The following is a 24,028-nucleotide window of genomic DNA, read 5'->3' on the forward strand; positions in this document are numbered from 1 at the left end:
TCCGGCCTCAGGTGCGCCAAGCTGTGCCCGAGACTTCAACGGGGACACCGTATGGCCGAGCCACGCAATCGCTATTCGATCGTATCGCTGATCTTCCACTGGGGCCTGGCCCTGCTGATCCTGACGCAGGTCTTGCTGATCACCGCGCATGAGGCGACCAACGGGCCGCAGTCGCGCGAGTTTGTGGTCCTGCACAAGGAAATCGGCCTGACCATTCTGCTGCTGACCCTGGCCCGAATCGGCTGGCGGATCGCCAATCCCGCCCTGCCCATGCCGCCCGGAACGCCTCAGTGGCAGAAGGTCGCGGCGCGGGGGACGCATGTGCTGTTCTACGTCCTGCTGATCGGCCTGCCGCTGGGCGGCTGGGCAGCGTCCAGCGCGGCCGGGCGCGACATCAGCTATTTCGGCCTGTTCAACTGGCCCCTGCTGCCGCTGCCTCAGAGCCGTGATCTGGCGGGCACCTTCATGGACATGCACGAGCTTGGGGTGAAGTTCCTCTATGTGCTGCTGGGCCTGCATGTGCTGGCCGCGCTGAAGCACCAGTTCATCGACCGCGACAATGTGCTGCACCGCATGGTGCCCTTCATCCCGCGCCGGCCCTAGGCTCCGATGCGCCGCCGTCGGTTCCTGTCGGGTGTGATCCTGCTGGCTACCGGGGCCATCGCCCTCGGCGGCCCGCCGGTCCTGGCCCAGGCCAGCCGGTGGGTCGCCGTGCCCGCGCAGTCCAGCATCACGATGCGCGTCGGCAGTCCGCTGGGTCACCGCAGCGGGCGATTCGAGCGCTGGACGGCTGACGTCCGGTTCGACCCGGCAGCGCCCGAAGCCGCCCGGGTCGCCGTCACGGTCGAGGCCGCCTCCCTGCGCATGGACAATGCCGCCCTGACCCGGCCGGCCATCGGACCCGCCCTGCTCGACACCGAACGCTTCCCCGACATCCGCTTTCGACTGACGTCCCTGCGGCGTCTGGACGGCGAGCGGTTCACGGCCGAGGCCGATGTGACCATGAAGGGTGTGACCCGTCCGGTCAGCTTCCCGGTGACCTTGCGCAGCGATGGCCGGACGGCGCAGATGACCGGCGGCTTCTCGCTGGACCGGGCCGCCTACGGAATTGGAACGCAGGGAACGTGGAACAGGCTGATCGGCCGACAGGTGCGGGTGGACGTCTCGCTGGCGACCCGATCCGCCTGAGCGAGGGTCTGGACGCGGCCGTCGCGGCGCTGCGGGCCGGGCGGCTGGTGATCCTGCCGACCGAGACCGTCTATGGGCTGGCGGCCGATGCCGGCAACGCCGACGCCGTCGCCCGGATCTTCGAGGCCAAGGGCCGACCCCGGTTCAACCCCCTGATCGCCCATGTCGCGGATGCCGGGGCGGCCGAGGCCATCGCCCTCTTCGACGATGCGGCGCGGAGGCTGGCCGCCGCCTTCTGGCCGGGCCCCCTGACGATCGTGGCTCCGGTCCGGTCGGGCGATCGGGTCTGTGACCTTGCCAGGGCCGGGCTGGACAGCGTCGCGGTGCGGGTGCCGGGCCATCCGGTCGCGCGGGCGGTGCTGCAGGCCTTCGGTGGCCCCGTCGTCGCGCCCTCGGCCAACCGCTCCGGCCGCCCCAGCCCGACCAACTTCGCCGATGCGGTGGAGGAAACGGGGCCATCCGCCGCCGCCGTCCTGGACGGAGGCCCCTCCGCCGTAGGGGTCGAGAGCACGGTCGTCTCGGTACTGGACGGCCGCGTCGCCCTGCTGCGGCCCGGGGCCGTGACGCGCGACCAGATCGAGGCCCTGATCGGCCCGCTGGCGACCGGCGAACACGGCCACCGCTCCCCCGGCCGCCTGACCACCCACTACGCCCCCGACGCCCCCGTCCGGATCGACGCATTGGATGCCCTCCGCCCCGGCGAAATCCTGCTCGGCTTCGGCCCCGGGTCCGGCGATCCCCGCTGGAGCCTTAGCCCGACAGGCGACCCGCGCGAGGCCGCCGCCAACCTGTTCCGCCTTTTACGCGAGGCGGACAGGGAACATCCGGCGGGCATCGCCGTCGCGCCGGTGCCCATGACGGGGCTGGGTGAAGCGATCAACGATCGGCTGAGGCGGGCGGCGGGGTTTGTGGGGTAGGCTCGACCCGGATCGAACACGGATTTGCAAGTCATGTTGCGCGTCTGAAGGTCTCGTGACAGTCCTGCGTGCAACAAGGGGAACGCCGGACATGTCGAACATCATCGGGGCACGCCACCCCCAACGCGTCTGGACCATGGTTCTGTCGCTTCTGGCAGCCTCCATCGGAAGCTCGGCCTTTGCCCAGACGCCCGAGCCGTTCGCCTCGACCCGGCCGACGGCCCGGATCGAATACTGGCAGCAGCGGCTCAACGAGATCGAGGCCCGGCTGTCGGATCCAGCCAGCCTCGCGCCGATCCGGCTGGTCTTCCTCGGCGACTCGATTACCGATTTCTGGACCATGGCCGAGAACCCCTGGTTCCCGGGCACCACAGGCGGACGCGCGGTCTGGACCGGGACGTTCGGCGGCGCGGACAGCGACTATCTCGCCCTCAATATGGGCATCTCCGGCGACCGGACCGAGCATCTTCTCCAGCGCATTCTGCCGAAAGGCGAGGGCGGACTGGGGGAACTGGATCGACCGGACCTCGATCCCGACGTCATCGTGCTGCTGATCGGCATCAACAACAGCTGGGCCGCCGAGGACCCCGCCGTCTCCAGCATCTTCGAAGGCGTCCGCGCCGTCGTGGAGGCCGTGCACGCCCGCAAACCGCGTGCGATGATCGTTCTTCAGTCGTTGCTGCCGACCAACGAGACCGATCGGAACGAAAACGTCGTGAAGCCGGTCAATGCGGCGCTCGAGGCCTTTGCGTCTGAAAGTCCACAGACGGCCTACGTCCGCTATCTCGACCTGTATCCGACCTTTCTGACCCCGGACGGTCAGCAGAACCGGGCCTTCTTCATGGACGCGGTGCATCCGGACGAGGATGGCTATCGCGCCTGGCGGGACCGTCTGGTGCCGTTTCTGGACGATCTCCGGCAATAGCAGCGTGCCCGCTGTTCCCGGGCTGACCCCGTCATCTTGCTGGTTTTTGTCCGAAGCCCGGCACGAGGTGAGAGGGCCATCCGATGCGGACCAGAAGGCCGTCCGGACCGCACACCCCGACTTCATAAAGCCCCCATTCGCGGTGGCGCAGAATGCCGCCCGGGCGAATGATCAGGTCGTCCACATGCGCCGCGATGGCGTCCACATCCGGCGTCCGGATGAAGACACCGAAAGGATTGTGCGATTCCGGAACGGTCCAGGGACCGGCTCCGGCCTGGGTCAAATGGACCTCGCATCCCCAGCCGGTCATGATGCAATAGGTCCCATCGCCACCGGTCCGGCCGAAGCCAAGACGCTCCCAGAACGGAATCGCCGCCGCCAGATCGTTGCTCGGAACGATGGCGAAGGCGCCAACGGTCGCAGGGATGGGCATGGATCTTCTCTGGCTGGATGGATGACGAGGCTGGGCCCATACCCAGCCTGCGCGGACGATCTCCGGCGTGCAATAGATCGTCGGCGGACATTTCGACCCGAAGGTCCGCCTACCCGAACCGCGCCTGCAGATCGACGCTGGACCGCACGCCCACGTCCCCGAAACAGCTCTCCAGCCATTCCTCCGCGGCCGCCCGGCCACGCGCCTTCAGGTCGTTCAGGAAGGTCCATTCGGTGTTGAACTTGGAGCCGAGCGACAGGTCGCCCAGCCAGCTGTCGGCCTCGATGGCGTGCATCAGGACGTTGCGGTAGCGGTCCTGGGCCGAAGGCGTCAGCCGCCCCTGTTCGATCAGGTCCTGGACGAAGGCGACGGCCCGCAGTTCAGCCACCAGCGGGGCGTTGAAGACGACCTCGTTCAGCCGGTCCATGATGTCCCCGGGGGCCTTGGGCGTATCGGCCCGCTCGAAGGCGTTGAGGGTGATCAGCAGGACGTCATTGGGCGTGTCCTCGTAGAACAGCGGCCACAGCGGCGGATTGGCCAGATAGCCGCCGTCCCAATAGGGCTCTCCGTCGATCTCGACCGCCTGGAACAGCTGGGGCAGGCAGGCGGAGGCCAGCAGCACCTGATCGGTGATTTCCGCATTGGCGAACACCCGCGATCGGGCATGCCGCACGGCGGTGGCGGCGACGTGCAGCTTGACGTCCGAGCCCCGGATCGCCTCGAAATCGATCGCGGCGTTCAGGACCCGGTTCAGTGGGTTCAGGTTCAGCGGGTTGAACTCATAGGGCGACATCGACATCGCCAGCGTCTCCGACGCCCGCCACAGGGTGGTGTCCTTCAGCCAGGCGGGGGTCAGGGCATTGGACCAGATCGAGGTGTCACCAAAGACGTTCTTGCCGCCCGACTGATTGGTCTCGCGCCACAGCTTGTCCAGCGCCTTGCGGGCCCCGTCCACTCCGCCGATCGCCAGGCCCGACACCAGGGCCGCGCCGTTCATGGCCCCGGCCGAGGCGGCGGTCACCGCCCGGATGTCCAGCCGCCCGTCCTCCAGCAGCCGGTCCAGCACGCCCCATTGAAAGGCACCGTGCGCCCCGCCGCCCTGCAGGGCCAGACAGATGGGACGCGGGGACGCGGGATCGGTCGCCTCGGGGGCGGGCGTCGGCGTGGCCTTGCGTCTGAAAAGCGCCATTCGCCCCCGCCGGTGCTTGCCTTATTGCGCGGTCCAGCCGCCGTCGATCGAGAACGCCGCCCCGTTGGCCGAGGCCCCCAGATCAGAGATCAGATAAAGGAACAGGCCCGACAGTTGTTCCGTGGTGACGAACTGCTTGGTGGGCTGCGCTTCCAGGATCACGTCGGTGATGACCTTTTCCTTCGAGATGCCGCGCGCCCTGGCCTGATCGGCGATCTGCGACTGGACCAGCGGCGTCTCGACATAGCCGGGGCAGATGGCGTTGCAGGTGATGTTGTCGCGCGCGACTTCCAGAGCGACCGTCTTGGTGAAGCCGACCACGCCATGCTTGGCGGCGACATAGGCCGACTTGAACGGGCTGGCGACCAGACCGTGTGCGGATGCGATGTTGACGATCCGGCCACGCCCTTGCGCCTTCATGATCGGGATGGCGGCGCGGGTGGCATAGAAGGTCGAGGACAGGTTGATAGCGATGATCTGTTCCCACTTGTCCGACGGGAATTTCTCGACCGCCTCGACATGCTGGATGCCGGCGTTGTTCACCAGAATGTCGACGCGACCCAGCTGGTGCTTGCCGAAGGCGACCATGTCGGCCACCTCGTCACCCTTCAGCATGTTGGCGGCGTGATATCGCACGCGGACGCCACAGCTGGCCTCCAGCTCGGCGCGGGTACGCTCAATCTCCGAGGGATCGCCCAGACCGTTCAGCACCACGTCGCCGCCACGCGATGCGACCGCCCGGGCCAGCGCCAGGCCGATGCCCGAGGTGGAGCCGGAAATGACTGCGACCTGACCCCGCAGGTCATCGGGATTGCGATAGACGGGACGCTCGGTCGCTTCGCCATCCTTCTTGCCGGGCCACTGGAACATGGGGTCTCGTCCACTCTGGTTTCTTGGTGTCGCAGAAAGGTGCGCGACGGTTTCAAGGTTCCGTCAGCCTAGCCGTTCGCGACTGCGAAGGCGACAGGTCGGGCCAAATTTCATGTCCGGGTGAATATCCAGTCGGTGTCGGTCGAGGCCGCCTTGTCGAAGGCGTAGCCGTCGCGGGCAAAGGCCTTGAGGTCCGCAGCCTTCCCGATCCGCTCGTCGATGGCGAACCGGGCCATCGATCCGCGCGCCTTCTTGGCGAAAAAGGAGATGATGCGGCTTTCGCCGTCCTTGGTCTCACGGAACTGCGGGGTGACGACGGGCAGCTTCAGCGCCCTGGCGTCGATCGCGCCGAAATACTCCTGGCTGGCCAGGTTGACCAGGGTGGGGTCGGACTGGTCCGCCGCATCGGCGTTCAGCTGTTTCGAGATCCGGTCGCCCCAGAAGTCATACAGGCTGGACCCTCGACGCGTCTTCAGCCGCACGCCCATCTCCAGCCGATAGGGCTGGATCCGGTCCAGAGGGCGCAGCAGGCCATACAGCCCCGACAGGATGCGCAGGTGATCCTGGGCCCATGTCAGCGCCGCCTCGTCCAGCGTCCGTGCCTCCAGACCCTGATAGACGTCGCCTGCGAAGGCGAAGGCGGCCTGGATGCCGACATCGGTCGCGGCCGGATCGAAGGCCTGGAACCGCTCGCGGTTGAGCCGGGCCAGATCGTCCGAGATGCTCATCAGGCGACGCAGGTCGGCCTTCGTCTGGCGTTTGGCTGTGCGCGCCAGACTGGCCAGGTCGTCGGTGAACCGCGGCGGCGTGGCCGGGACCGTCGTTGCGGGTTCGGAAAAATCCAGCCGTTTGGCCGGGGACAGCACGATCAGCAAGGGCAGGGGCTCCGTTCGTCAGCCGGGGTGTCTAGGCCGGTTCGGTGACGGAATGAAGGGTGCCGATCGCCTCAGAACAGCACGGCCGGGTTCATGATCCGCTTCGGGTCGATGGCGGCCCGGATCGCCTGCATGGTGGCAATCTCGAGCGGCGACTTGTAGCGACGGGCCTCTTCCGTCTTCAGCCGGCCCAGGCCGTGTTCGGCGCTGATGGAGCCTTCGTAGCGGGCGACGATGTCGTGAACGACCTGCGATCCCGCCTCCCACCGACCCAGGAAGGCCTGCAGGTCCGCACCGGGCGGGCACAGCACGTCGTAATGCATGTTGCCGTCGCCGACGTGGCCGAAGGCGCTGACCCGCGCGCCCGGCTCGAACCGTTCGACGGCGGCGGTGGCCTCGTCCAGGAAGTCGGCGATGCGGCTGACGGGGACCGAGACATCATGCTTCCAGCCGCCGCCCTCGGGCTTCTGCGCCGCCGATTGTTCCTCTCGCAGCTTCCAGAAGTCGTGTGCTTGCGCCTCGTTCTGGGCGATGGCGGCATCGGTGATCAGGTCGGTCTCGAAGGCGGTGGACAGGATACGCTCCATCCCGGCCTCGGCCGCGCCCGGCTCGCCCGACGTCAGCTCGATCAGGGCATACCAGGGCTGGACGCTGTCCAGAGGCTCACGGACACCGGGGATGTGCTTCAGGGCGAAATCGACGCCGACGCGCTTCATCAGTTCGAACGCCTCAACCCCGCCGCCGGTCTCGGCCTTGGCGCGGGCCAGCAGCTGGATCGCCGCGTGGGGATCGGCCAGACCGACAACGGCCGTCGCGCGGCTGCGCATGATCGGGAACAGCTTCAGCGTCGCGGCCGTGACGACGCCCAGCGTGCCCTCGGCCCCGATCAGCAGCTGTTTCAGATCATAGCCGGTGTTGTCCTTCCTCAGCCGCTTCAGGCCGTTGAAGACCTGCCCGTCGGGCATGACCGCCTCGATGCCCAGCACCAGATCGCGCATGACGCCATAGCGAATCACAGCCGTGCCGCCGGCGTTGGTCGAAATCACGCCGCCGATCGTCGCCGTGCCCTCGGCCGCGAGACTGAGGGGAAAGAACCGGTCGGCCCCGGCCGCCAGTTGCTGGGCTTCCAGCAGGGTGACGCCCGCCTCGACGGTCATGGCGTCGTCCAGCGGGGTGACATCGCGCACGGTCCGCAAGCGGCGCGTCGACAGCAGGACCTCGCCATAGGGGATCTGACCGCCGACCAGGCCTGTGTCGCCGCCCTGGGGCACGATGGCGACCCCGTACCGGGCGCAGATCTCGACCGCCTGGGCCACTTCGGACGTGGTAGCCGGCTTCAGCATCAGGGGCGAGTGCCCGGTCCAGCGGTTCCGCCACTCGGTCAACCAGGGTGCGATCTCGGCCGCATCCTCGGTCCAGCCGGCCGGGCCGAGGGCGGCCTTCAGGGCGATGACGGCGTCGGCAGGGGGAGGGGGGCTCGCGCTCATGTCGCCTTGTCTCAAAGCGTGGCCGCATATGCCACCCCAAACCGCTGCCGGACGGCTATGATGCGGCGATGACATCGCCGACCGCCATGATTCCCGTTCCCGCTGTGGGTGTCGTCTGCCTGAAGGGCGACCAGGTTCTGATGATTCGGCGGGGGACGGCGCCGCGCATCGGCCAGTGGAGCCTGCCGGGCGGTCGGATCGCGCCGGGTGAGCGGGCCATGGATGCCGCTCTTCGAGAACTGCGCGAAGAGACCGGCGTGACCGCGCGCCTCATCGGACTGATCGATGTCGTCGATGGCATCTTCGCCGATGAGGGTCGCCACTATGTCCTGATCGACTATGCCGCCGAATGGATCCAAGGCGTGCCTGTGGCAGGCGACGACGCGGCCGAAGCCACATTCATGTCGATCGACGAGGCGCTGAAAGCCGTCGACTGGGCCCAGACGCGCCGTATCATCGCCGCCGGAGCCCGGTTGGCCGGAAGGGCCTGACACTCTGTCAGGTGTCGTCACTTACCTATCGGGGCCCGAAAAGCGACATAAACCTCAGTCGACCCGGATGACTTTGCCGGTGTCGTCTGCCACACAGCAAAGAGTTCGGCGTTGTGCCGACTCGGGGGAGATATCGAATGAAGAAGACCTTGCTCGCTGCAGCGTCCACTGCCGCTCTCGTGATCGGCATGAGCGCCTTCGGCACCGCCGCCATGGCCCAGGCCACGTTGACGGTTACCAACGACGGTGAAGTCGCCATCACCGAACTGGCCATTTCCGGCACCTCGGTCGAGGACTTCGGCGAGAATCTGCTCGACGAAGAAATCGCTCCCGGCGACGGCGTCGAAGTGACCTTCGAAGTCGGCGACGAGTGCATCCAGGACGTCCAGGCCACCTACGAGGATGGCGACACCGAAGAAGTCTATGACGTCGACCTGTGCTCCGGCAGCGGCTTCGAGGTTGAGGACGACGACGTCGACGAGGAAGATCCCTCGGAAGACGAAGAAGAAGATGAGGACGAGGACGAAGACGACTCGGACGACGAGGACGAAGACGAAGACGAAGACGACTCGGACGATGAGGACGAGGACGAAGAAGACGATTCCGACGACGAAGAAGAAGACGAGGAAGAAGAAGAGTAATCTTCTTTTCAATCCGAGCCTTGCGGCGGTCCCCTTGGGGGCCGCCGTTTTCGTTTGGAGGTGACCGGTTTCGATGGAACAGACCTCGGCGCAGGCGTAACATGGCCGACGTTGGAGGAAACGAATGAGCTATTTCGCACTCGCCCTGGTGGCCCTGGCCATCGTGATGCTGTTCAGCGTGGTCAAGATCGTGCCCCAGGGGCGGGAACTGACCGTCGAGCGGTTCGGCAAATACACCAAGACCCTGAAGCCCGGCATCAGCATCCTGACCCCGTTCGTCGAGCGGATCGGTCGGCGCATGAACATGATGGAGCAGGTCCTGGACGTGCCCCAGCAGGAGGTCATCACCAAGGACAACGCCATGGTGAAGGTCGATGCCATCGTTTTCATCCAGGTGATGGAGGCTTCGGCCGCGGCCTATCGCGTCGAGAACCTGCCCTATGCGATCACCCAGCTGTGCTCGACCAATCTGCGGACCGTCGTCGGATCGATGGATCTGGACGAGGTCCTGTTCCAGCGCGACAACATCAACTCGCGCCTGCTGACCGTCATCGATGCGGCGACCGAGCCGTGGGGCGTCAAGGTCAACCGGATCGAGATCAAGGACCTGACCCCGCCCGTCGACATCACCAATGCCATGGCGCGCCAGATGAAGGCCGAGCGTGAACGTCGCGCCGTCATCACTGAGGCCGAGGGCGAGAAACAGGCCGCCATCGCCCGCGCCGAGGGGGCCAAGCAGTCGGCCATCCTGCAGTCGGAGGGTCGCAAGGAAGCCGCCTTCCGCGACGCCGAGGCCCGCGAGCGCGCGGCCGAGGCCGAGGCCAAGGCGACGGCGATGGTCAGCCAGGCCATCGCGGCCGGCGACGTCAACGCCATCAACTATTTCGTGGCCCAGAAATATGTCGAGGCCTTCGCCGAGCTGGCGCGGAACCCCACCGCCAAGACGGTCATCGTGCCCGCCGAGATGGGCAGCCTGGTCGGCACCATCGCCGGGATCGGCGAGCTGGTCGGTCTGGCCCGCGATCAGCAGCAGGTGACCCGCGCCGCGCCCCCGCCTCCGCCTCCGTCACGCCCCCGTGGCGGGACCGTCCCGCCCACCGCCTGATCCGGAGCACGCTCATGACCGCGATCGCCGACATCTATGCCGCCCAGCCCTTCTGGATCTGGCTGGCGCTTGGCGTTCTGTTGCTGGCCGTCGAGGCCGCTTTCTCGACCGAGTGGCTGCTCTGGCCGGCGGTTTCAGCCGGGATCGTCGCGGTCCTGACCGCGCTGGGCCTGCGGCTGGGTCTGCCGGTCGAGATCGGTCTGTTCGCAGCCCTGACCCTGCTCTCGACCCTGCTGTCGCGCCGACTGATCCAGCGGGTGAACCCGTCGGACAGCCCCGACATCAACGATCGCGACGTCCGGCTGGTCGGCCAGCGGGCCAGGGTCGTATCGGCCTTCGTCGGTGGACGGGGGCGGGTGTTCGTGTCGGGTGCCGAGTGGCCGGCGGAGATCGAGGGTCCGGCGCCCGATGTGGGGGCGGACGTCGTCGTCGAATCGAGCCTGGGGTCGGGCCTGAAGGTTCGCGCCGCCAGAGCATGATCGTTTGAGGTGGACCCACGTAGTGGGTCCAACCGAAAGCGTGAATCATGCTCTTGCTCATATCTGGAGCCTGATTCACGGCATCGGCGGAATCGCGAAGCGATTCCACCTCAGCCGATCAGGCTCTAGGCTTTCGCCTTCGCCGCTCGCATCTCCTCGATGCCGCGGTTGGCCAGCTGGTCGGCCCGTTCGTTCAGGGCGTGACCGGCGTGGCCCTTGACCCAGTGCCACTTCACCTCGTGCCGGGTGCGGGCCACGTCGAGGCGTTTCCACAGGTCGTCGTTCTTCACCGGCTTTTTGTCCGCCGTCTTCCAGCCGCGCGCCTTCCAGCCGTGGATCCAGCCGGTGATGCCGTCCATCACATATTTGCTGTCGGTGTGCAGGTCGATGCGGCACGGGCGGGTCAGGGCCTCCAGCGCCATGATGGCGGCGGTCAGCTCCATGCGGTTGTTGGTGGTCAACGGCTCGCCGCCCGACAGTTCCTTGGTGCGCTCGCCAAACTGAATGATCGCGCCCCAGCCGCCGGGACCGGGGTTACCCTTGCAGGCACCGTCGGTATGGATGATCACGTGGGACACGGGCATTCTCGCTAAACGGGTGGACTAGTGCGCCGTTTTCCGCCACGCTGAGCGTTGGAGGCAGCCATGTTTCGATTTCGGATTGAAGAGATCGATGGTCAACCTATCATTCGTCTGACGCCACGAGATCTTGACGCTCTTGGCGGCGATGTTGGCGATGTCATCGTACTCGATAGGTCCGGCTGGCAAGTCCAACGCACAACAAACGAGATTGAGCACCAGATCGAAGCGGGCAAAGAGTTCATGGAGCTCCACAAAGGGGTCCTTTCCGCTCTCGCCAAAACCTAGGCCGGTTGGCTCTTCAATCAGGAGTCGACAGCGTTGGGAACTCTCAGCATTTGGTATTGGCTGATTGGGCTTGTGCTCTGGCCCTCGATGGCCGCCATAACGGTGGTGCCGGTTTGGCGGGTCCTTCACAGGCTCGGGATATCGCCTTGGCTAAGCTTGCTAAGCGTGGTTCCAGTTGTCGGCTTAGTCGGATTGTGGGTGCTGGCCTTTAGCGACTGGCCTCGGCGCGCCGAGGCAAACTAACGCAGCGAGTTTCGCAATCGCTTGGCGCACAGCCATCCGGTGGCCTATATGCAGCGTATGTTTGTTGCCGGTCGCTTTCGACCAACTCGAGGAGACTGATTATGGGTGCTTGGGGACCAACACACTGGATTTTCGTCGCGGTCGTTGTCCTCATTCTGTTTGGCGGCAAGGGCAAACTTTCGGGTTTGATGGGCGACGCCGCCAAAGGCATCAAAGCTTTCCGAGACGGCATGAGAGAAGACGACAAGAAGGACGGTCCGCACGAGGGTGTCAGCAGCCTGCCGCGCACCGACGCGGAAAAGGAAGAGCTGAAGCGCTAGTCGCGGGCGGGAAGAGAGCCTGACGGATGGGCGGCCTCGGCCCCGGGATCGGGGGCCTCGAATACGTTGTGATCGGCATCGTCGCCCTCGTGGTCGTGGGACCCGAGCGGCTGCCTGGCATGCTGCGCGCGCTGGGCAAGATGGTCGCCAAGGCGCGGGGCATGGCCAATGAGTTCCGCGCCAGCTTCGAGGACATGGCCCGCCAGTCCGAACTGGATGAGCTGAGGAAAGAGGTCGAGGCCCTGCGCACCAGCCAGATGGTGCCCCTGGGGGCCGCCGCCGACGCGGCGTTCAAGGACATCAAGGCCGAGCTGGAACGCCCCGCTCACGTCGATAGCCCGCCACCGGCTGTGATTCTGGACCAGCCGGAGTTCCCCGACGCCGTGACGATGCCAGCGCCGGAGACCGTCGCGCCCGGGGCCAGGGCTTCCCGCAAGCCCCGCGCCGCTTCTGCCAAGGCGATCTCGACGGACACGACCGCGAAGGCTCCGCCCAAGCCCCGGGCCAAGGCGGCGGCCAAGGTCGCTGAGGCTCCGAAGCCCGTCCCGACCGCCAGACTCCGCGCGGCGCGTAAACCCGGGGCCGGGGCGTGACCAACCGCGACGAAGACGAGATCGAGGCGTCGCGTGCGCCCCTGATGGATCACCTGATCGAGCTGCGCGGGCGGCTGGTCTGGTGCGTGGTGGCCTTCATCCTGGCCTTCATCCTGTGCTTCTTCTTCGCGGCCCAGCTGCAGGTCGAGCTGATCAAGCCGTTCCAGGCCGCCGCCGCCGTCCACGCTGCCGCCGTCGCCAAGGGCCAGCACGCCAATCCGCTGGACCTGCTGGCCATTACGGCGGGACTGAAGCCGTTTCCGCCGGGCGGGCTGGCGGCCGTGCAGCTGATCGCGACCGCGCCGTTGGAGCAGCTGTTCACCAAGATGAAGATCGCCGGGTTCGGGGCCATCGTCCTGGCCTTCCCGATCATCGCCTATCAGCTGTATGCCTTCGTCGCGCCGGGCCTTTACCGCAACGAGAAGGGGGCCTTCCTGCCGTTCCTGATCGCCACGCCGGTCATGTTCTGCCTCGGCGGGGCGCTGGTCTATTTCGTCATGCTGCCCTTCGTGATGCTGTTTTCCCTGAGCCAGCAGATCTCCAGCGAGGGCATCACCGTGATGCTGACGACCAAGATCTCGGACTATCTGAACCTGGTGACGTCGTTGATCCTGGCGTTCGGCCTGTGCTTCCAGCTGCCGGTGGTGACGACGCTTCTGGGCATGGCCGGGCTGATTTCGTCGAAACTGATGAGCGAGGGCCGTCGCTATGCCATCGTCGCCGTGGTGGTGCTGGCTGCCATCGTCACGCCGCCCGACCCCATCAGCCAGCTGATGCTCGCCGTGCCCCTGGTGCTGCTTTATGAGGTCTCCATCTGGTGCGTCCGGCTGATCGAGTGGCGGCGCAAGACGGATGAGGACGTCGAGGGGCTGGCGGCCGTCTGACCGAGACCGGATGTCGCCGATCGGCCGGGTGACCGTCAGGGACGGGCGGCTTGACTTGCCTCGTCCCGGCCATCAGCCTTGCCGTATCGCCTGGCCTCGACGGCTCATCCGTCTGCGGCTCATCCGAAAAGGACCGATCCCATGGCCTCGCGTTTGCAGACATTCCCGGGGCTTGCCCTGAGCCTCAGCGTTACCGCCATCGCAATGGCCCTCGGCGGCCTGGCCCAGGCACAGGTCGTAAACCAGGCCGGGACCGGGAGGGTCATTGTCCGGTGCGAAGGTCCCACGGCGAACTGCCTGGACCCGGCGGGCGGTTCGCTGCGCAACGCGACGGAAGATGCGCCGGCCGACGAACCCGCGACAGGCGACACAGCGGTCGACCAGCCGACGCCTTCACCCCCCCATGCTTCAGCGGTGTCGGCCGACCCGGCAACGGCCGACGCTGAGCATCCCGCCGACGACTCGTCGGAAGACGGGCATGACGACAGCCCGGGCAGCGAATCCTGACCGCGACCTCCCAGGCGAACGCCACAGAAAAGCCCCGGATGGCGGACCATCCGGGGCTTTGCCTATCCGCCGATCGGGTCGATCAGCAGCTGTAGTACATGTCGAATTCGACCGGGTGGGGGTGCAGCGCCAGGCGCATGACCTCTTCCATCTTCAGCTCGATATAGCTGTCGATGAAGTCGTCATCCATGACGCCGCCCTTCTTGAGGAAGGCGCGGTCCTTGTCGAGGTTCTCGAGCGCTTCCTTCAGGCTGCCGCAGACCTCGGGGATGTTGCCGCGCTCTTCCGGCGGCAGGTCGTAGAGGTTCTTGTCGGCGGGGCCGCCCGGATCGATCTGGTTCTCGATGCCATCGAGGCCCGCCATCAGCAGGGCGACGAAGGTCAGATAGGGGTTGCCCATCGGATCGGGGAAGCGGGCCTCGATGCGCTTGCCCTTGGGCGAGGAGACGTGCGGGATCCGGATCGAGGCCGAGCGGTTGCGGGCCGAATAGGCCAGCTTCACCGGGGCTTCATAGCCGGGCACCAGACGCTTGTAGGAGTTGGTGGTCGAGTTGGCGAAGGCGTTGATCGCCTTGGCGTGCTTGATGATGCCGCCGATGTACCACAGACATTCCTGGCTCAGACCGGCGTATTTGTCGCCGGCGAACAGGGGCTTGCCGTCGCGCCAGATCGACTGGTGCACGTGCATGCCCGAGCCGTTGTCGGCGAACATGGGCTTGGCCATGAAGGTCGCCGACTTGCCGTAGGCCGCGGCCACGTTGTGGATCACGTATTTATAGAGCTGCAGGCGGTCGGCCATGGTCAGCAGGTCCGAGAACTTCAGACCCAGTTCGTGCTGGGCGGGGGCGACCTCGTGGTGGTGCTTCTCGGGCTGGAGGCCCAGGTCGCGCATGACGCCCAGCATCTCGCCGCGCAGGTCCTGGCCGCTATCGACCGGGTTGACGGGGAAATAGCCGCCCTTGGGCCCGGGGCGGTGGCCCATGTTGCCCTCGGTGTATTCCGCGCCCGTGTTGGCCGGCAGCTCGGTGGAGTCATAGCTGTAGCCGGTGTTGTGCGGCTGGGTCGTCCAGCGCACGTCGTCGAAGATGAAGAACTCGGCTTCCGGCCCGAAATAGACCGCGTCGCCCACGCCCGAGGACTGCACATAGGCCAGGGCCTTCTTGGCCATCGAGCGGCTGTCGCGGTTGTAGGGTTCGCCCGTGTCGGGGTTCATCACGTCGCAGAACAGGAACATGGTCGTCTGCTGGTAGAACGGGTCGATGTAGGCCGTGGTCAGGTCCGGCATCAGCAGCATGTCGCTCTCGTTGATCGCCTTCCAGCCGGCGATGGACGAGCCGTCGAACATGGTCCCTTCGGTCAGGAACTCCTCGTCGACCAGGTCGATGTCGAAGGTGACGTGCTGCAGCCGTCCCTTGGTGTCGGTGAAGCGGACGTCGACGTATTTCACGTCCTTGTCCTTGATCTCCTGCAGGATCTTGCTGGCGGCGCTCATAGGTTCGATGTCCTTCTTTTCGTTTCTTCTGGGGAGGAAGCTTACTGGTCTTGTGCGGCCTAGACCGCCTGCGCCCCGGTTTCGCCGGTGCGGATGCGGATGACGTCGGTGATGTCGGAGACGAAGATCTTGCCGTCGCCGATCTTGCCCGTGCGGGCGGCGGTCTGGATGGCCTCGATCACAGCCGGGGCCAGGTCGTCGGCGACGACCACCTCGATCTTGATCTTGGGCAGGAAGTCGATGACGTATTCGGCCCCGCGATACAGTTCCGAATGACCCTTCTGGCGGCCGTATCCCTTGGCCTCGAGCACGGTCATGCCCTGCACCCCGATGTCCTGGAGCGCCTCTTTCACGTCGTCCAGCTTGAACGGCTTGATGACGGCTTCGATTTTCTTCATGGGCGCCCCCGAGCTGGCTTGGGCCGGATCTCTTGCGAGAACGTCCAGACACTCGGGGAGCAAAGGGACACCGCATTGCAGCATAAGGCAAGGGCCACGTTGCATTTTCAGGCGCTCCGTGCGCGGAAGGACGGATGGTGAAAACGAATGCTCCGTCCCTGTGGGGAGATGTCATCCCGTGGCCGGGCGCACAGACGCACAAGCACAGGCGCGGGCGGCTGGGCGTGGTCAGTGGCGGGCCCCTGAGAACGGGGGCCGCAAGGCTGTCGGCGCGGGCGGGATTGCGGACCGGGGCGGGGCTGGTGCGGCTGCTGTGTCCGCCGGACGCGGCCCGGGTCGTGGCCGGGGCGGTCGAGGCGATCATGGTCGACGCCTTCGGGACGCCCGGTGAGCTGGCGACACTGACCGGGCCGATGCAGGCAGTGGTGATCGGCCCGGCGGCGGGGCTGGACGAGGCCACGGTCGCGAACCTGACCGCCATCGCGGACGGGGCGGCGGGGCTGGTGGTCGATGCCGATGCCCTGACGCTCTTTGCCGGGCGGGCGGATGCGCTGTTCGCCCTGCTGGACGAGCACGACGTCATCACGCCGCACGAGGGCGAGTTCGAACGCCTGTTTCCCGGGCTGCTGGCGCGGGGCCGGGAGGCGGCGGCGATCGAGGCGGCCGGGCGGTGCGGCGCGGTCGTGGTGCTGAAAGGCAGCCGGACGCTGATCGCCGCGCCGGACGGACGGATCGTGGTTCAGCCCGAGGCCTCGCCCTGGCTGGCGACGGCGGGCAGCGGCGACGTGCTGGCCGGCATGATCGGCGGCTGGCGGGCGCAGGGGATGTCGGCGTTCGACGGGTCTTGCGCGGCCGTCTGGATGCATGCCGAGGCCGCGGCCCGCTTCGGTCCCGGCCTGATCGCCGAAGACCTGCCCGAACAGATCCCCCATGTCCTCAGGAGCCTGCGATGACCCCGACCCTCTATGGAATCAAGGCCTGCTAGCCATCCCTAGACGTTTAAGGCCGGCATCAGCGACCTCCCATATGATACATCGTGGTCCAAGATCTTCGTCTTACTGCCGCCTCACGACTGGTTAAGCAGAAGGGAAAAAATTCGGTCATATAGGGCACCGTACTGACGACCCCCTTAGCGGTTTCCATCTTTTGCACTTCATCGGTGAGGTGATCGATTAATCGGTAGATGGGCTGTATCGTCTCAATGAGGGTCCAAACGCAGTGGCCCCTTGTCGCATTGGCTATAGCCACCTGATAATTGGCATCGATTGTCAGTTCGATGCGACCTAGCGGGCCCCATTCCCAGCCGAGAAATCCACGATCTTCACAGAAGGTCCGCGCTCTCGCCATGAACTTTTCGAGACGCCAGTTCGGAAGAACACTCTCCGCAAGATTGAGATGAACCCTGAACCATCGGATCAGCGGATCGGCCTTGTCAGTCCGCTTCGAAAGCTGGTCGAAGTTGTAATATCGAGATGCCACGGCGAACTCGGACAGAGCATCTAACATGTCATAGTGGTCGGAATTCTCATCGAACCAGCCGTCGTTGATGCCCATGGATAGTCCGGCCGCGCGGGCAGCGGAATAAAGATCGATTATCGAGTGGCCAAATGTGCGTAGTTGCTTGTCTGTGGGATTTGCGAGTTCGTGATTGGCCTTGTGCTCAAGGATGACGGCTATCTTGATCATCCGTTCCAGCCCAACAGAGAGGCTGAAAAGAGCACTGTAGACGGTCCCCTGCCTGTCGTAATCGATCGTCGCTAGGGCCTCGAAACCAGAGAGCAGCGATGAGCTTGCGAGGTGCCCCTCTTGAGCCAGCAGGCGATGTTCCGCAGAAGCCATCATCCGCAGAGATTATGCGGGTTTTGATGGACGATCCAATGACCCCGACCCTCTATGGAATCAAGGCCTGCGACACGGTGAAGAAGGCCCGCGCCTGGCTGGACCAGCACGACCGGGCCTATGTGTTCCACGACTACAAGGCCGCCGGCATCGACCGGGCGACGGTGGCCGGCTGGGTGGCCGAACATGGGTGGGAGACGGTGCTGAACCGTAACGGCACCACCTTCCGCTCCCTGCCGGATGAGGCGAAGGCCGGGCTGGACGCCGACAAGGCCATCGCCCTGATGCTGGCCCAGCCGTCGATGATCAAGCGGCCGGTGCTGGATACGGGTGACCGCACGGTGGTGGGGTTCAGGCCGGAAATGTATGCGGCGGCGTTTAGGGTGGAATAAAATCTAGTAAAATCAGATATATGCCTTCGATATCTGATTTGTGGACAGCGGTTCAGGCCAACCCCGATTTGCACTCCGGAAAACCGAGTCCAGAGAGTGCAAGGCGCTGATTTTACAGACCTTAAACTGCACTCCGTTGGACTCAGGGAGTCCAACGAGCTCAATAGGCCGTTCCTTCTCCCCTTGCGGGAGAAGGTGCCCCGGAGGGGCGGATGAGGGGTGACTCCCGATATCGCCGGTGAACGCCACCCGGGCCCACACCCGATGCTCCGGAGTCACCCCTCATCCGTCAGCCTTCGGCTGCCACCCGTCGTCGGATCGCATGCGATCCTTCCTCCACCCCCAAGGCGAGAAGGAAGCTTTCTAGCCCTCCACATCCGTCTCGGGGCGGTCGTGGCCGTCGGCGCGTTCGGTGATCCAGGCGCCAGTGCTGTCGGCGTATTCGATCATCGCCGTCTGGTCCGCGACGCGCTGTTCGCGCGAGGCGCGCACGGCGGCGGCCTTTGCGGCGTCGTGGTCGGGGAAGGTCTCGGACCAGGTATCGCCGACCCTGTAGGCCCAGCCGCCGTCATGCTCGGCGATGCGATAGGTGACGTGGGTCATGGGAGGCTCCGTTGCAGGTTTGATAGCTTCACTCGCATTTTCCTCAAGGTCGTGCATCCATTTCGCGGTTCGGCTGCGACCACTCATCGAAAGCGCGGGCGATGGGCCGGCGTGTATGGGGTGAATACGATGGAAGACCTGTTCCGTTCCTACTGGTGGCTGCTGTTTCCGTTCGCCGGGTTCCTGATTGCCGCATGGGGCAATTTCTTGCGTTACCGCAGACAGAAGGCTGTGCTCGATTTGATCCGTAGCTATGTCGAAAATGGTCGGGAACCCCCGGCCTCATTGGTTTCTCAAATCGAGCTTGTCGGCGATGACGCCTCCATGACGACCGGCCTGCGGCGAGGCCAGACACCCGCCAACTATTGGTCGCTCGTCGGCCTTTTCTCCATGATGGCGGCGGGCTTCAGCCTGGCCAGTTTTCTTGGTGTTGACGGAGGGAGTGGGGCCTTCCTGATCGTGGCATTGACGATGGCTGCGGTGGCTGTTTGGGCCTTGATCTGCGCCGTGATGAAGAAGCGGGATGGTGGCGTCTAGCTGGACCGGGCAGGAGGAGCCGTTGGGTGAACACACCGACAGACGCCGGGCTGGTGCGGGCCGCCCGCGCGGGCTCGGACGCCGCCTTCGCGCGGCTGGTGGAGCGGCATCAGGCCCCGGTGCGGGCCTTTCTGCGCCGGATTCTGGGCGGCCGTTTCGACATGGCCGACGACCTGGCGCAGGAGGTGTTCGTGGCGGCCTGGGGTTCGCTCGGGCGACTGAAGGATCCGGCCGGGGTGCGGTCCTGGCTGTTCGGCATCGCCTGGCGACGGGCGCAGGACCGGATGCGGTCGGGTCTGAGAGGCCAGGCGCGGGACCGGGCCTGGCTGGACGAAACGCAGACGGCGGCCGGGATTTCGCCCGAGGACCGGCTGGCCCTGGCCGACGCCATGGCGAGCCTGCCCGCCGACCAGAGGGCCTGCGTCGCCCTGTGCCTGGCCGACGGATGGTCGCATGGCGAGGCCGCGGAGGCGCTGGGGCTTCCACTGGGCACAGTGAAATCCCATGTCACCCGGGGTCGGGCGCGGCTGCTGGCCGTGCTGACGGGAGGATCGGATGACGCCTGACGACACGAAGGAGCAGACCCTGGCCGCCTTCTTCGCCGAAGCGGCTCCCCCGGCGCGCGACCTGGGCTTTCAGGCCGTGGTGGCGGAGCGGGTCGCGCGTCGACGGGCGATCGCGACGGTGGTCGCCCTGATTCCCTGGACGATCGCCGCCATCGCCCTCTGCTGGGCGCTGGGGCCGCTGCTGGCACCGTTCGTGCTGGCGTTCAGCCAGACCCTGGCACCGGCCGTCGCCATCCTGACCCTGACAGCGCTGGGCGTCGCGGTCTCCCTGATGGCCGGACGCAGGCTGGTGCCGGTCTGAGGCGTCAGCCGGCGCGCAGATAGCCGAGGCACTCCACCTTCACCGTCCGAAGCGCGGGATCGGCCACCCCCTCGACGGCGGCGATGACGGTCGGGTCGTCGGTGGCCTCGCACGTCCGTTCGCTGGCCCCGCCGGAGGCGTTCAGGGCGGTCAGCACGCCCTCCGGATTGATCGGCAGGGCCCGGGACAGGGCGTCGGCCAGACCGTCGGCATAAACGCCGTCCACCTCGGGCCGCAGAAGGGGGGCGACGGCGAGCCAGCCGGGATCGCCGGTCGCGATGCCGGCGAACACAGGGTCCAGTCCATTGGGTGCCGCCGGGCCGGTCAGGACGGCGACGGTATGGCTTGCGCCGTCGGCAGCGATCAGGTCGGCGAGGTGGGCGGCCGTCATCGGCGGCTCGGGGATGTCCTGGCCCTGTGTCGTGTCCACGGGCGGCGAACAGGCGGCGAGGGCGGCGATCAGGGCGGCGATAAACAGGCGGTGCATCGGTCGGGGTCTCCTCGCGCGCCACCTTACGAAGATTTCACGTCGATCCACGCATCCGTTGGCGCTCGCCACTGCCTCTTGTGATCAGAAGGCCCGGGCATCAGGCTCGCGTCGATCATTCAAAGAGGGGCTAAACCCATGGAAGACTTCATCCCGATCTTCGCCATCTTCGCCGTCTTCGGCTCGATCACGGCCATCGCCTTTGGTCCCAGCTGGCTGAAGAGCCGCGAGCGCCGCGACATGCAGGCGACCGTCCGCGCCGCCATCGAAAAGGGCCAGCCCCTGCCGCCCGAGGTCATCGAGGCCCTGGGCAAGGAAGCCACCAAGAACCTGCCCAGCCGCACCCGCGACATCCGCCGGGGTATCGTCTGGCTGGCGACCGGAATCGGCATCGCGGTCTTCAGCCTGATCAACGACCTGACGGGCAACAGCGATGGCTGGGGACCCCACGGTGGCCCCGACTTCGATGGAGATCTGCTGGGCATCGCCGCCATCCCGGTCACCGTGGGCCTGGCCTATCTGCTGCTGAGCTTCTTCAACAAGAACAAGGACTGAGCCCGGCCTGACAGGGGGAAACAGTCATGGCCAAGTCCCTGATGGACCATCACGACGTGGAGCTCGCCGCCCTTGCGGCGGCGGGCGGGCGGCGCGAGTTCGGCGAACTGGTCCGCCGCCACGGCTCGGCCGTGCGTTTTCTGCTCCGGCGGATGGGCGCGCAGGGGGCCGAGGCCGACGACGTGGCCCAAGACGCCTTTCTGCAGGCGTTCGAGAAATGCGCCGAGTTCCGGGGCGACGGCACCTTCGCCGCCTGGGTCAAGCGCATCGCCGCGCGGCTGTATCTGAAGCGCAAGGCGAAGGACGCCCGCTATGTCGCCGGGATCGAGCCGGACCAGGAGGAGGTCACGCCCTCTCCCGACCAGGCCGGTCTGGTCGATCTGGACGAGGCCCTGAAAACCCTGAGCGAGACGGAACGCCTGTGCGTCTCGCTGTGTCATGGCGCGGGGCTGTCTCATCCCGAGATCGCGACCGCCATGAATCTGCCGCTAGGAACGGTGAAATCTCATGTCAAACGTGGTCTGGATAAACTCCGTGCCCGGCTTTCGCCAGAACTTGGCAAGGACGGTGCCGGACAGTCGGGGAGGACGACCCATGTCGGCTGACGAATTCGATCCGATGATCGAGCGGCTGTTCGCCCGCACGCCCCAGATGGCCGACGCGCCCCTGTTCGCCGCTGATGTCGAGACGAAGCTGCACGCCTCGACCCGGGTGCGGACCCTGGCCCTGACCCTTGCGGGCGTGGTCGGAGGGATCATCGCAGTGCGGGAGTCGATGAACGTGAATCTGCACCTGGCGGGATCACAGGCCCCGGTGGCGGGTCGGGTGATCGGACAGGGGATCCAGTCCGCCAGTCTGGACGTGCAGGGGGCGGTGGCCTCCGGCCTGTCGCAGATGGGGCTGGCCGACATGACGCTGGGGTCCATGGGCGGGATGCAGCTGTTCTGGATCGCCGCCGGCGCCCTGATCGCCCTGGCCGCCGCGGGGGTGATGAAGCTGTCGCAGGAGGTCTGATCGCCCGATCTGCGCACCTCCCGGCCTTCGCCGGGGTGCATGGAGATGATAGAGAGACCCGCCGTCGCATCAGATCGAGTTCAAGCCGATGTCCGCCCAGTCCCAGCCGATCGTCAAGCGCCTCGCGGCTCCCGACATCATGAAGCGGAAGGGCGGCGAGCCGATCGTCTGCCTGACCGCCTATGACGCCCCGACGGCGGCGCTGCTGGACGATCACTGCGACCTGCTGCTGGTCGGGGACAGCGTCGGCATGGTGGTGCACGGCCTGCCCAATACGGTCGGCGTGACGTTGGAGATGATGATCCTGCACGGCCAGGCGGTGATGCGCGGGTCGAAGCGGGCCATGGTCGTGATCGACATGCCGTTCGGCAGCTACGAAGGCGGGATGCAGATTGCCTATGAGAACTGCGCGCGGGTGATGAAGGAAACCGGGGCCCAGGCGGTCAAGCTGGAAAGCGGCCCGACGGTGCCCCAGACGATCGAATATCTGGTCCAGCGCGGCATCCCGGTCATGGGCCATGTCGGTCTGCGCCCCCAGGCGGTGCTGACCGAGGGCGCGTTCAAGGCCAAGGGCAAGACCGACGACGAGCGCCTGCGGGTCATCGCCGAGGCCGAGGCGACCGCCGACGCCGGAGCCTTCGCCATCGTCATCGAGGGCACGGCCGAGGGCGTGGCGCGCGAGATCACCGGCACGATCGACAAGCCGACCATCGGCATCGGCGCCTCTGCCGCCTGTGACGGGCAGATCCTGGTGACACCGGACATGCTGGGCCTTTTCGACTGGACGCCGAAGTTCGTGCGCCGGTACGCCGATCTGCGCGGGGAAATCGACCGCGCGGTCGCAACCTATGCCGCCGATGTGAAAGCCCGCCGTTTTCCTGCCGAAGTCGAGACCTACTTCTCGCGCACGCCCGTCACCTCCTGACGCGTCTTGCCCGTCAAGATGCGTTGCGGGGAAAGCGCCGACTGTCTAGGGTCCGCGCCGATTGGCTTTGCAGCGTTTTTTGGGGCGGCGTTTCACGTGACTGATGTCTTTGAAGAGGTCGAGGAGGAGATTCGCTCCGAACGCCTCAAGCGCCTGGCGCGCACCTGGCTGCCGGTCGTGGGCGGCATTCTGGCCGTCGCCCTGGTCGCCGCCCTGGCATGGTGGGGCTGGCAGAGCTTCCAGACCAGCCAGGCCAGCAAGGCCTCCGTCGCCTATCAGCGCGGCATCGAGGCCCTGCAGTCCGGCGACAAGGCGGCGGCCGAGAGCGCCTTTGCCGAGGCCCAGAAGGCCGGCAACGGGGCCTACAAGGCCCTGGCCCTGCAGCAGCGCGCGGGTCTGGCCGTCGAGGCCAATCGCATCCCCGACGCCATCAAGCTGTTCGATGACGCCGCCAGGGCCGACTCCGATCCGATGCTGGCCGATCCGGCCCGCTACAAGGCCGCGCTGCTGCTGATGGACAACGGGGGGACGCTGGCGGACCTTGAGGCGCGCCTGATGCCCCTGACCGACGATGACCGGCCCATGCGGCCGTTCGCGCAGGAGGCGCTGGGACTGGCGCGCCTGCAGTTCAACAAGCCCGCCGAAGCGCGCGAGCAGTTCGTGCTGCTGACCCTCGGGCAGGACGTACCGGATTCGGTGCGCCAGCGCGCCCAGGCCGCGATCAGCATGATCGATGCCGGACTGGTGGCCGGGCTCGGCCCCATCGTCGCCGCCCAGCAACTGGTCCCGCCCCCGGAGCCCGCCCTGCCGACCGGCCCGGATGGCCAGCCGATCGACCCGCGTGCCCTGGAAGCCGCCCGTCAGGCCCAGGCCCAGGCCGAAGCCCAAGGGTCCAACTGACCGTGA

Annotated in this window: 34 protein-coding genes; 23 read left to right on the forward strand and 11 right to left on the reverse strand. The window is 66.4% G+C overall.

The genetic code is table 11. The features are described from left to right. Window positions 1-51: 51 nt before the first annotated feature. The 4 genes from O3139_RS07125 (at window position 52) to O3139_RS07140 (ending at window position 3,030) form a co-directional block, all read left to right on the forward strand. On the forward strand, window positions 52-603 hold the full coding sequence (locus tag O3139_RS07125; protein ID WP_269516328.1) for a cytochrome b: 552 nt from the start codon (window positions 52-54) through the stop codon (window positions 601-603). A gap of 6 nt (window positions 604-609) precedes the next feature. Beyond that, window positions 610-1,188 (forward strand): YceI family protein, encoded by a 579-nt coding sequence (locus O3139_RS07130; protein ID WP_269516329.1) that lies wholly within the window; start codon window positions 610-612, stop codon window positions 1,186-1,188. Continuing rightward, window positions 1,179-2,105 carry an L-threonylcarbamoyladenylate synthase gene (locus O3139_RS07135; RefSeq protein WP_269516435.1) on the forward strand — a complete coding sequence of 309 codons (927 nt, stop codon included), beginning with the start codon at window positions 1,179-1,181 and terminating at the stop codon, window positions 2,103-2,105. Before O3139_RS07130 ends, O3139_RS07135 begins: the two co-directional genes overlap by 10 nt. Window positions 2,106-2,196: 91 nt before the next feature. Further along, on the forward strand, window positions 2,197-3,030 hold the full coding sequence (locus O3139_RS07140; protein ID WP_269516330.1) for a GDSL-type esterase/lipase family protein: 834 nt from the start codon (window positions 2,197-2,199) through the stop codon (window positions 3,028-3,030). Window positions 3,031-3,061: 31 nt separating this feature from the next. Here the strand turns inward: O3139_RS07140 and O3139_RS07145 are convergent, their stop codons facing one another. The 5 genes from O3139_RS07145 to O3139_RS07165 all read right to left on the reverse strand — a co-directional run bounded on the left by O3139_RS07145 (window position 3,062) and on the right by O3139_RS07165 (window position 7,884). Further along, a complete protein-coding gene (locus O3139_RS07145) occupies window positions 3,062-3,463 on the reverse strand; it encodes a glyoxalase (RefSeq protein ID WP_269516331.1) in 402 nt (133 codons plus the stop codon). Between the two features lie 109 nt (window positions 3,464-3,572). After that, window positions 3,573-4,652: a patatin-like phospholipase family protein gene (locus O3139_RS07150; RefSeq protein ID WP_269516332.1), complete on the reverse strand. Its 1,080-nt coding sequence runs from the start codon at window positions 4,650-4,652 to the stop codon at window positions 3,573-3,575. A gap of 21 nt (window positions 4,653-4,673) precedes the next feature. Then, window positions 4,674-5,522, reverse strand: coding sequence for a 3-hydroxybutyrate dehydrogenase (locus O3139_RS07155; protein ID WP_269516333.1), 849 nt, complete (start codon window positions 5,520-5,522; stop codon window positions 4,674-4,676). A gap of 110 nt (window positions 5,523-5,632) precedes the next feature. Next, the gene (gene yaaA / locus O3139_RS07160; protein WP_269516334.1) at window positions 5,633-6,397 is read right to left on the reverse strand and encodes a peroxide stress protein YaaA; all 765 of its coding nucleotides are present in this window, start codon (window positions 6,395-6,397) and stop codon (window positions 5,633-5,635) included. A gap of 71 nt (window positions 6,398-6,468) precedes the next feature. Further along, complete coding sequence (locus O3139_RS07165; RefSeq protein WP_269516335.1) at window positions 6,469-7,884, reverse strand: FAD-binding oxidoreductase; 1,416 nt, start codon at window positions 7,882-7,884, stop codon at window positions 6,469-6,471. Between the two features lie 68 nt (window positions 7,885-7,952). On the opposite strand from O3139_RS07165, the gene O3139_RS07170 reads away from it, so the two are divergent. From O3139_RS07170 to O3139_RS07185, 4 genes are all read left to right on the forward strand, one after another. Continuing rightward, window positions 7,953-8,375, forward strand: a complete 423-nt coding sequence (locus O3139_RS07170; protein WP_269516337.1) for an NUDIX hydrolase — start codon at window positions 7,953-7,955, stop codon at window positions 8,373-8,375. 137 nt (window positions 8,376-8,512) lie between these two features. After that, window positions 8,513-9,016 carry a hypothetical protein gene (locus tag O3139_RS07175; protein ID WP_269516338.1) on the forward strand — a complete coding sequence of 168 codons (504 nt, stop codon included), beginning with the start codon at window positions 8,513-8,515 and terminating at the stop codon, window positions 9,014-9,016. Window positions 9,017-9,140: 124 nt separating this feature from the next. Next, window positions 9,141-10,121: an SPFH domain-containing protein gene (locus tag O3139_RS07180; protein WP_269516339.1), complete on the forward strand. Its 981-nt coding sequence runs from the start codon at window positions 9,141-9,143 to the stop codon at window positions 10,119-10,121. A 14-nt stretch (window positions 10,122-10,135) separates the two neighbouring features. Next, the gene (locus O3139_RS07185) at window positions 10,136-10,600 is read left to right on the forward strand and encodes an NfeD family protein (protein WP_269516340.1); all 465 of its coding nucleotides are present in this window, start codon (window positions 10,136-10,138) and stop codon (window positions 10,598-10,600) included. A gap of 125 nt (window positions 10,601-10,725) precedes the next feature. Here the strand turns inward: O3139_RS07185 and rnhA are convergent, their stop codons facing one another. Then, on the reverse strand, window positions 10,726-11,184 hold the full coding sequence (gene rnhA, locus O3139_RS07190; protein ID WP_269516342.1) for a ribonuclease HI: 459 nt from the start codon (window positions 11,182-11,184) through the stop codon (window positions 10,726-10,728). Window positions 11,185-11,244: 60 nt separating this feature from the next. Here rnhA and O3139_RS07195 point away from each other — a divergent pair, with 60 nt between their 5' ends. The 5 genes from O3139_RS07195 (at window position 11,245) to O3139_RS07215 (ending at window position 14,013) form a co-directional block, all read left to right on the forward strand. Further along, window positions 11,245-11,466, forward strand: a complete 222-nt coding sequence (locus tag O3139_RS07195) for a hypothetical protein (protein ID WP_269516344.1) — start codon at window positions 11,245-11,247, stop codon at window positions 11,464-11,466. A 344-nt stretch (window positions 11,467-11,810) separates the two neighbouring features. Next, entirely contained in the window at window positions 11,811-12,029 is a 219-nt protein-coding gene (gene tatA, locus O3139_RS07200; protein ID WP_269516345.1) for a twin-arginine translocase TatA/TatE family subunit, read from the forward strand. 26 nt (window positions 12,030-12,055) lie between these two features. Continuing rightward, complete coding sequence (gene tatB / locus O3139_RS07205) at window positions 12,056-12,622, forward strand: Sec-independent protein translocase protein TatB (protein WP_269516346.1); 567 nt, start codon at window positions 12,056-12,058, stop codon at window positions 12,620-12,622. A 44-nt stretch (window positions 12,623-12,666) separates the two neighbouring features. Further along, complete coding sequence (gene tatC, locus O3139_RS07210) at window positions 12,667-13,506, forward strand: twin-arginine translocase subunit TatC (RefSeq protein WP_269516436.1); 840 nt, start codon at window positions 12,667-12,669, stop codon at window positions 13,504-13,506. Window positions 13,507-13,647: 141 nt separating this feature from the next. After that, window positions 13,648-14,013 carry a hypothetical protein gene (locus tag O3139_RS07215; RefSeq protein ID WP_269516348.1) on the forward strand — a complete coding sequence of 122 codons (366 nt, stop codon included), beginning with the start codon at window positions 13,648-13,650 and terminating at the stop codon, window positions 14,011-14,013. Window positions 14,014-14,095: 82 nt separating this feature from the next. Here O3139_RS07215 and glnA read toward each other — a convergent pair whose 3' ends face one another. Then, window positions 14,096-15,505, reverse strand: coding sequence for a type I glutamate--ammonia ligase (gene glnA, locus O3139_RS07220; RefSeq protein WP_269516350.1), 1,410 nt, complete (start codon window positions 15,503-15,505; stop codon window positions 14,096-14,098). Window positions 15,506-15,564: 59 nt separating this feature from the next. Next, window positions 15,565-15,903 (reverse strand): P-II family nitrogen regulator, encoded by a 339-nt coding sequence (locus tag O3139_RS07225; protein WP_013269957.1) that lies wholly within the window; start codon window positions 15,901-15,903, stop codon window positions 15,565-15,567. 134 nt (window positions 15,904-16,037) lie between these two features. Here O3139_RS07225 and O3139_RS07230 point away from each other — a divergent pair, with 134 nt between their 5' ends. Next, window positions 16,038-16,856: an NAD(P)H-hydrate dehydratase gene (locus tag O3139_RS07230; protein ID WP_269516352.1), complete on the forward strand. Its 819-nt coding sequence runs from the start codon at window positions 16,038-16,040 to the stop codon at window positions 16,854-16,856. Between the two features lie 58 nt (window positions 16,857-16,914). Here the strand turns inward: O3139_RS07230 and O3139_RS07235 are convergent, their stop codons facing one another. Further along, a complete protein-coding gene (locus O3139_RS07235; protein WP_269516353.1) occupies window positions 16,915-17,745 on the reverse strand; it encodes a hypothetical protein in 831 nt (276 codons plus the stop codon). A gap of 35 nt (window positions 17,746-17,780) precedes the next feature. On the opposite strand from O3139_RS07235, the gene O3139_RS07240 reads away from it, so the two are divergent. Then, window positions 17,781-18,134, forward strand: a complete 354-nt coding sequence (locus O3139_RS07240) for an ArsC family reductase (protein ID WP_269516354.1) — start codon at window positions 17,781-17,783, stop codon at window positions 18,132-18,134. A gap of 363 nt (window positions 18,135-18,497) precedes the next feature. On the opposite strand, the gene O3139_RS07245 is transcribed toward O3139_RS07240, so the two are convergent. Then, the gene (locus O3139_RS07245; protein ID WP_269516356.1) at window positions 18,498-18,737 is read right to left on the reverse strand and encodes a hypothetical protein; all 240 of its coding nucleotides are present in this window, start codon (window positions 18,735-18,737) and stop codon (window positions 18,498-18,500) included. 129 nt (window positions 18,738-18,866) lie between these two features. Between O3139_RS07245 and O3139_RS07250 the strand changes: the two genes are divergently transcribed. Genes O3139_RS07250 through O3139_RS07260 form a run of 3 tightly spaced genes read left to right on the forward strand, consistent with a single transcriptional unit; the run spans window position 18,867 to window position 20,141 of the window. Beyond that, complete coding sequence (locus O3139_RS07250) at window positions 18,867-19,274, forward strand: hypothetical protein (protein ID WP_269516358.1); 408 nt, start codon at window positions 18,867-18,869, stop codon at window positions 19,272-19,274. Window positions 19,275-19,300: 26 nt separating this feature from the next. Further along, window positions 19,301-19,840, forward strand: coding sequence for an RNA polymerase sigma factor (locus tag O3139_RS07255; RefSeq protein ID WP_269516360.1), 540 nt, complete (start codon window positions 19,301-19,303; stop codon window positions 19,838-19,840). Continuing rightward, complete coding sequence (locus tag O3139_RS07260; protein ID WP_269516362.1) at window positions 19,830-20,141, forward strand: hypothetical protein; 312 nt, start codon at window positions 19,830-19,832, stop codon at window positions 20,139-20,141. The genes O3139_RS07255 and O3139_RS07260 overlap by 11 nt, the downstream gene beginning before the upstream one ends. Window positions 20,142-20,145: 4 nt before the next feature. On the opposite strand, the gene O3139_RS07265 is transcribed toward O3139_RS07260, so the two are convergent. After that, on the reverse strand, window positions 20,146-20,628 hold the full coding sequence (locus tag O3139_RS07265; RefSeq protein ID WP_269516363.1) for a hypothetical protein: 483 nt from the start codon (window positions 20,626-20,628) through the stop codon (window positions 20,146-20,148). A gap of 138 nt (window positions 20,629-20,766) precedes the next feature. Between O3139_RS07265 and O3139_RS07270 the strand changes: the two genes are divergently transcribed. From O3139_RS07270 to O3139_RS07290, 5 genes are all read left to right on the forward strand, one after another. After that, the gene (locus O3139_RS07270) at window positions 20,767-21,183 is read left to right on the forward strand and encodes a DUF6249 domain-containing protein (RefSeq protein ID WP_269516364.1); all 417 of its coding nucleotides are present in this window, start codon (window positions 20,767-20,769) and stop codon (window positions 21,181-21,183) included. 26 nt (window positions 21,184-21,209) lie between these two features. Beyond that, entirely contained in the window at window positions 21,210-21,788 is a 579-nt protein-coding gene (locus O3139_RS07275) for an RNA polymerase sigma factor (RefSeq protein ID WP_269516365.1), read from the forward strand. Next, window positions 21,778-22,197 (forward strand): hypothetical protein, encoded by a 420-nt coding sequence (locus tag O3139_RS07280; RefSeq protein ID WP_269516366.1) that lies wholly within the window; start codon window positions 21,778-21,780, stop codon window positions 22,195-22,197. Before O3139_RS07275 ends, O3139_RS07280 begins: the two co-directional genes overlap by 11 nt. 88 nt (window positions 22,198-22,285) lie before the next feature. Then, entirely contained in the window at window positions 22,286-23,122 is an 837-nt protein-coding gene (gene panB / locus O3139_RS07285; protein WP_269516368.1) for a 3-methyl-2-oxobutanoate hydroxymethyltransferase, read from the forward strand. A 96-nt stretch (window positions 23,123-23,218) separates the two neighbouring features. Beyond that, window positions 23,219-24,022, forward strand: a complete 804-nt coding sequence (locus tag O3139_RS07290; RefSeq protein ID WP_269516369.1) for a tetratricopeptide repeat protein — start codon at window positions 23,219-23,221, stop codon at window positions 24,020-24,022. Window positions 24,023-24,028: the final 6 nt, after the last annotated feature.

It is taken from the genome of Brevundimonas subvibrioides (assembly GCF_027271155.1).
Lineage (GTDB): Bacteria > Pseudomonadota > Alphaproteobacteria > Caulobacterales > Caulobacteraceae > Brevundimonas > Brevundimonas subvibrioides_D.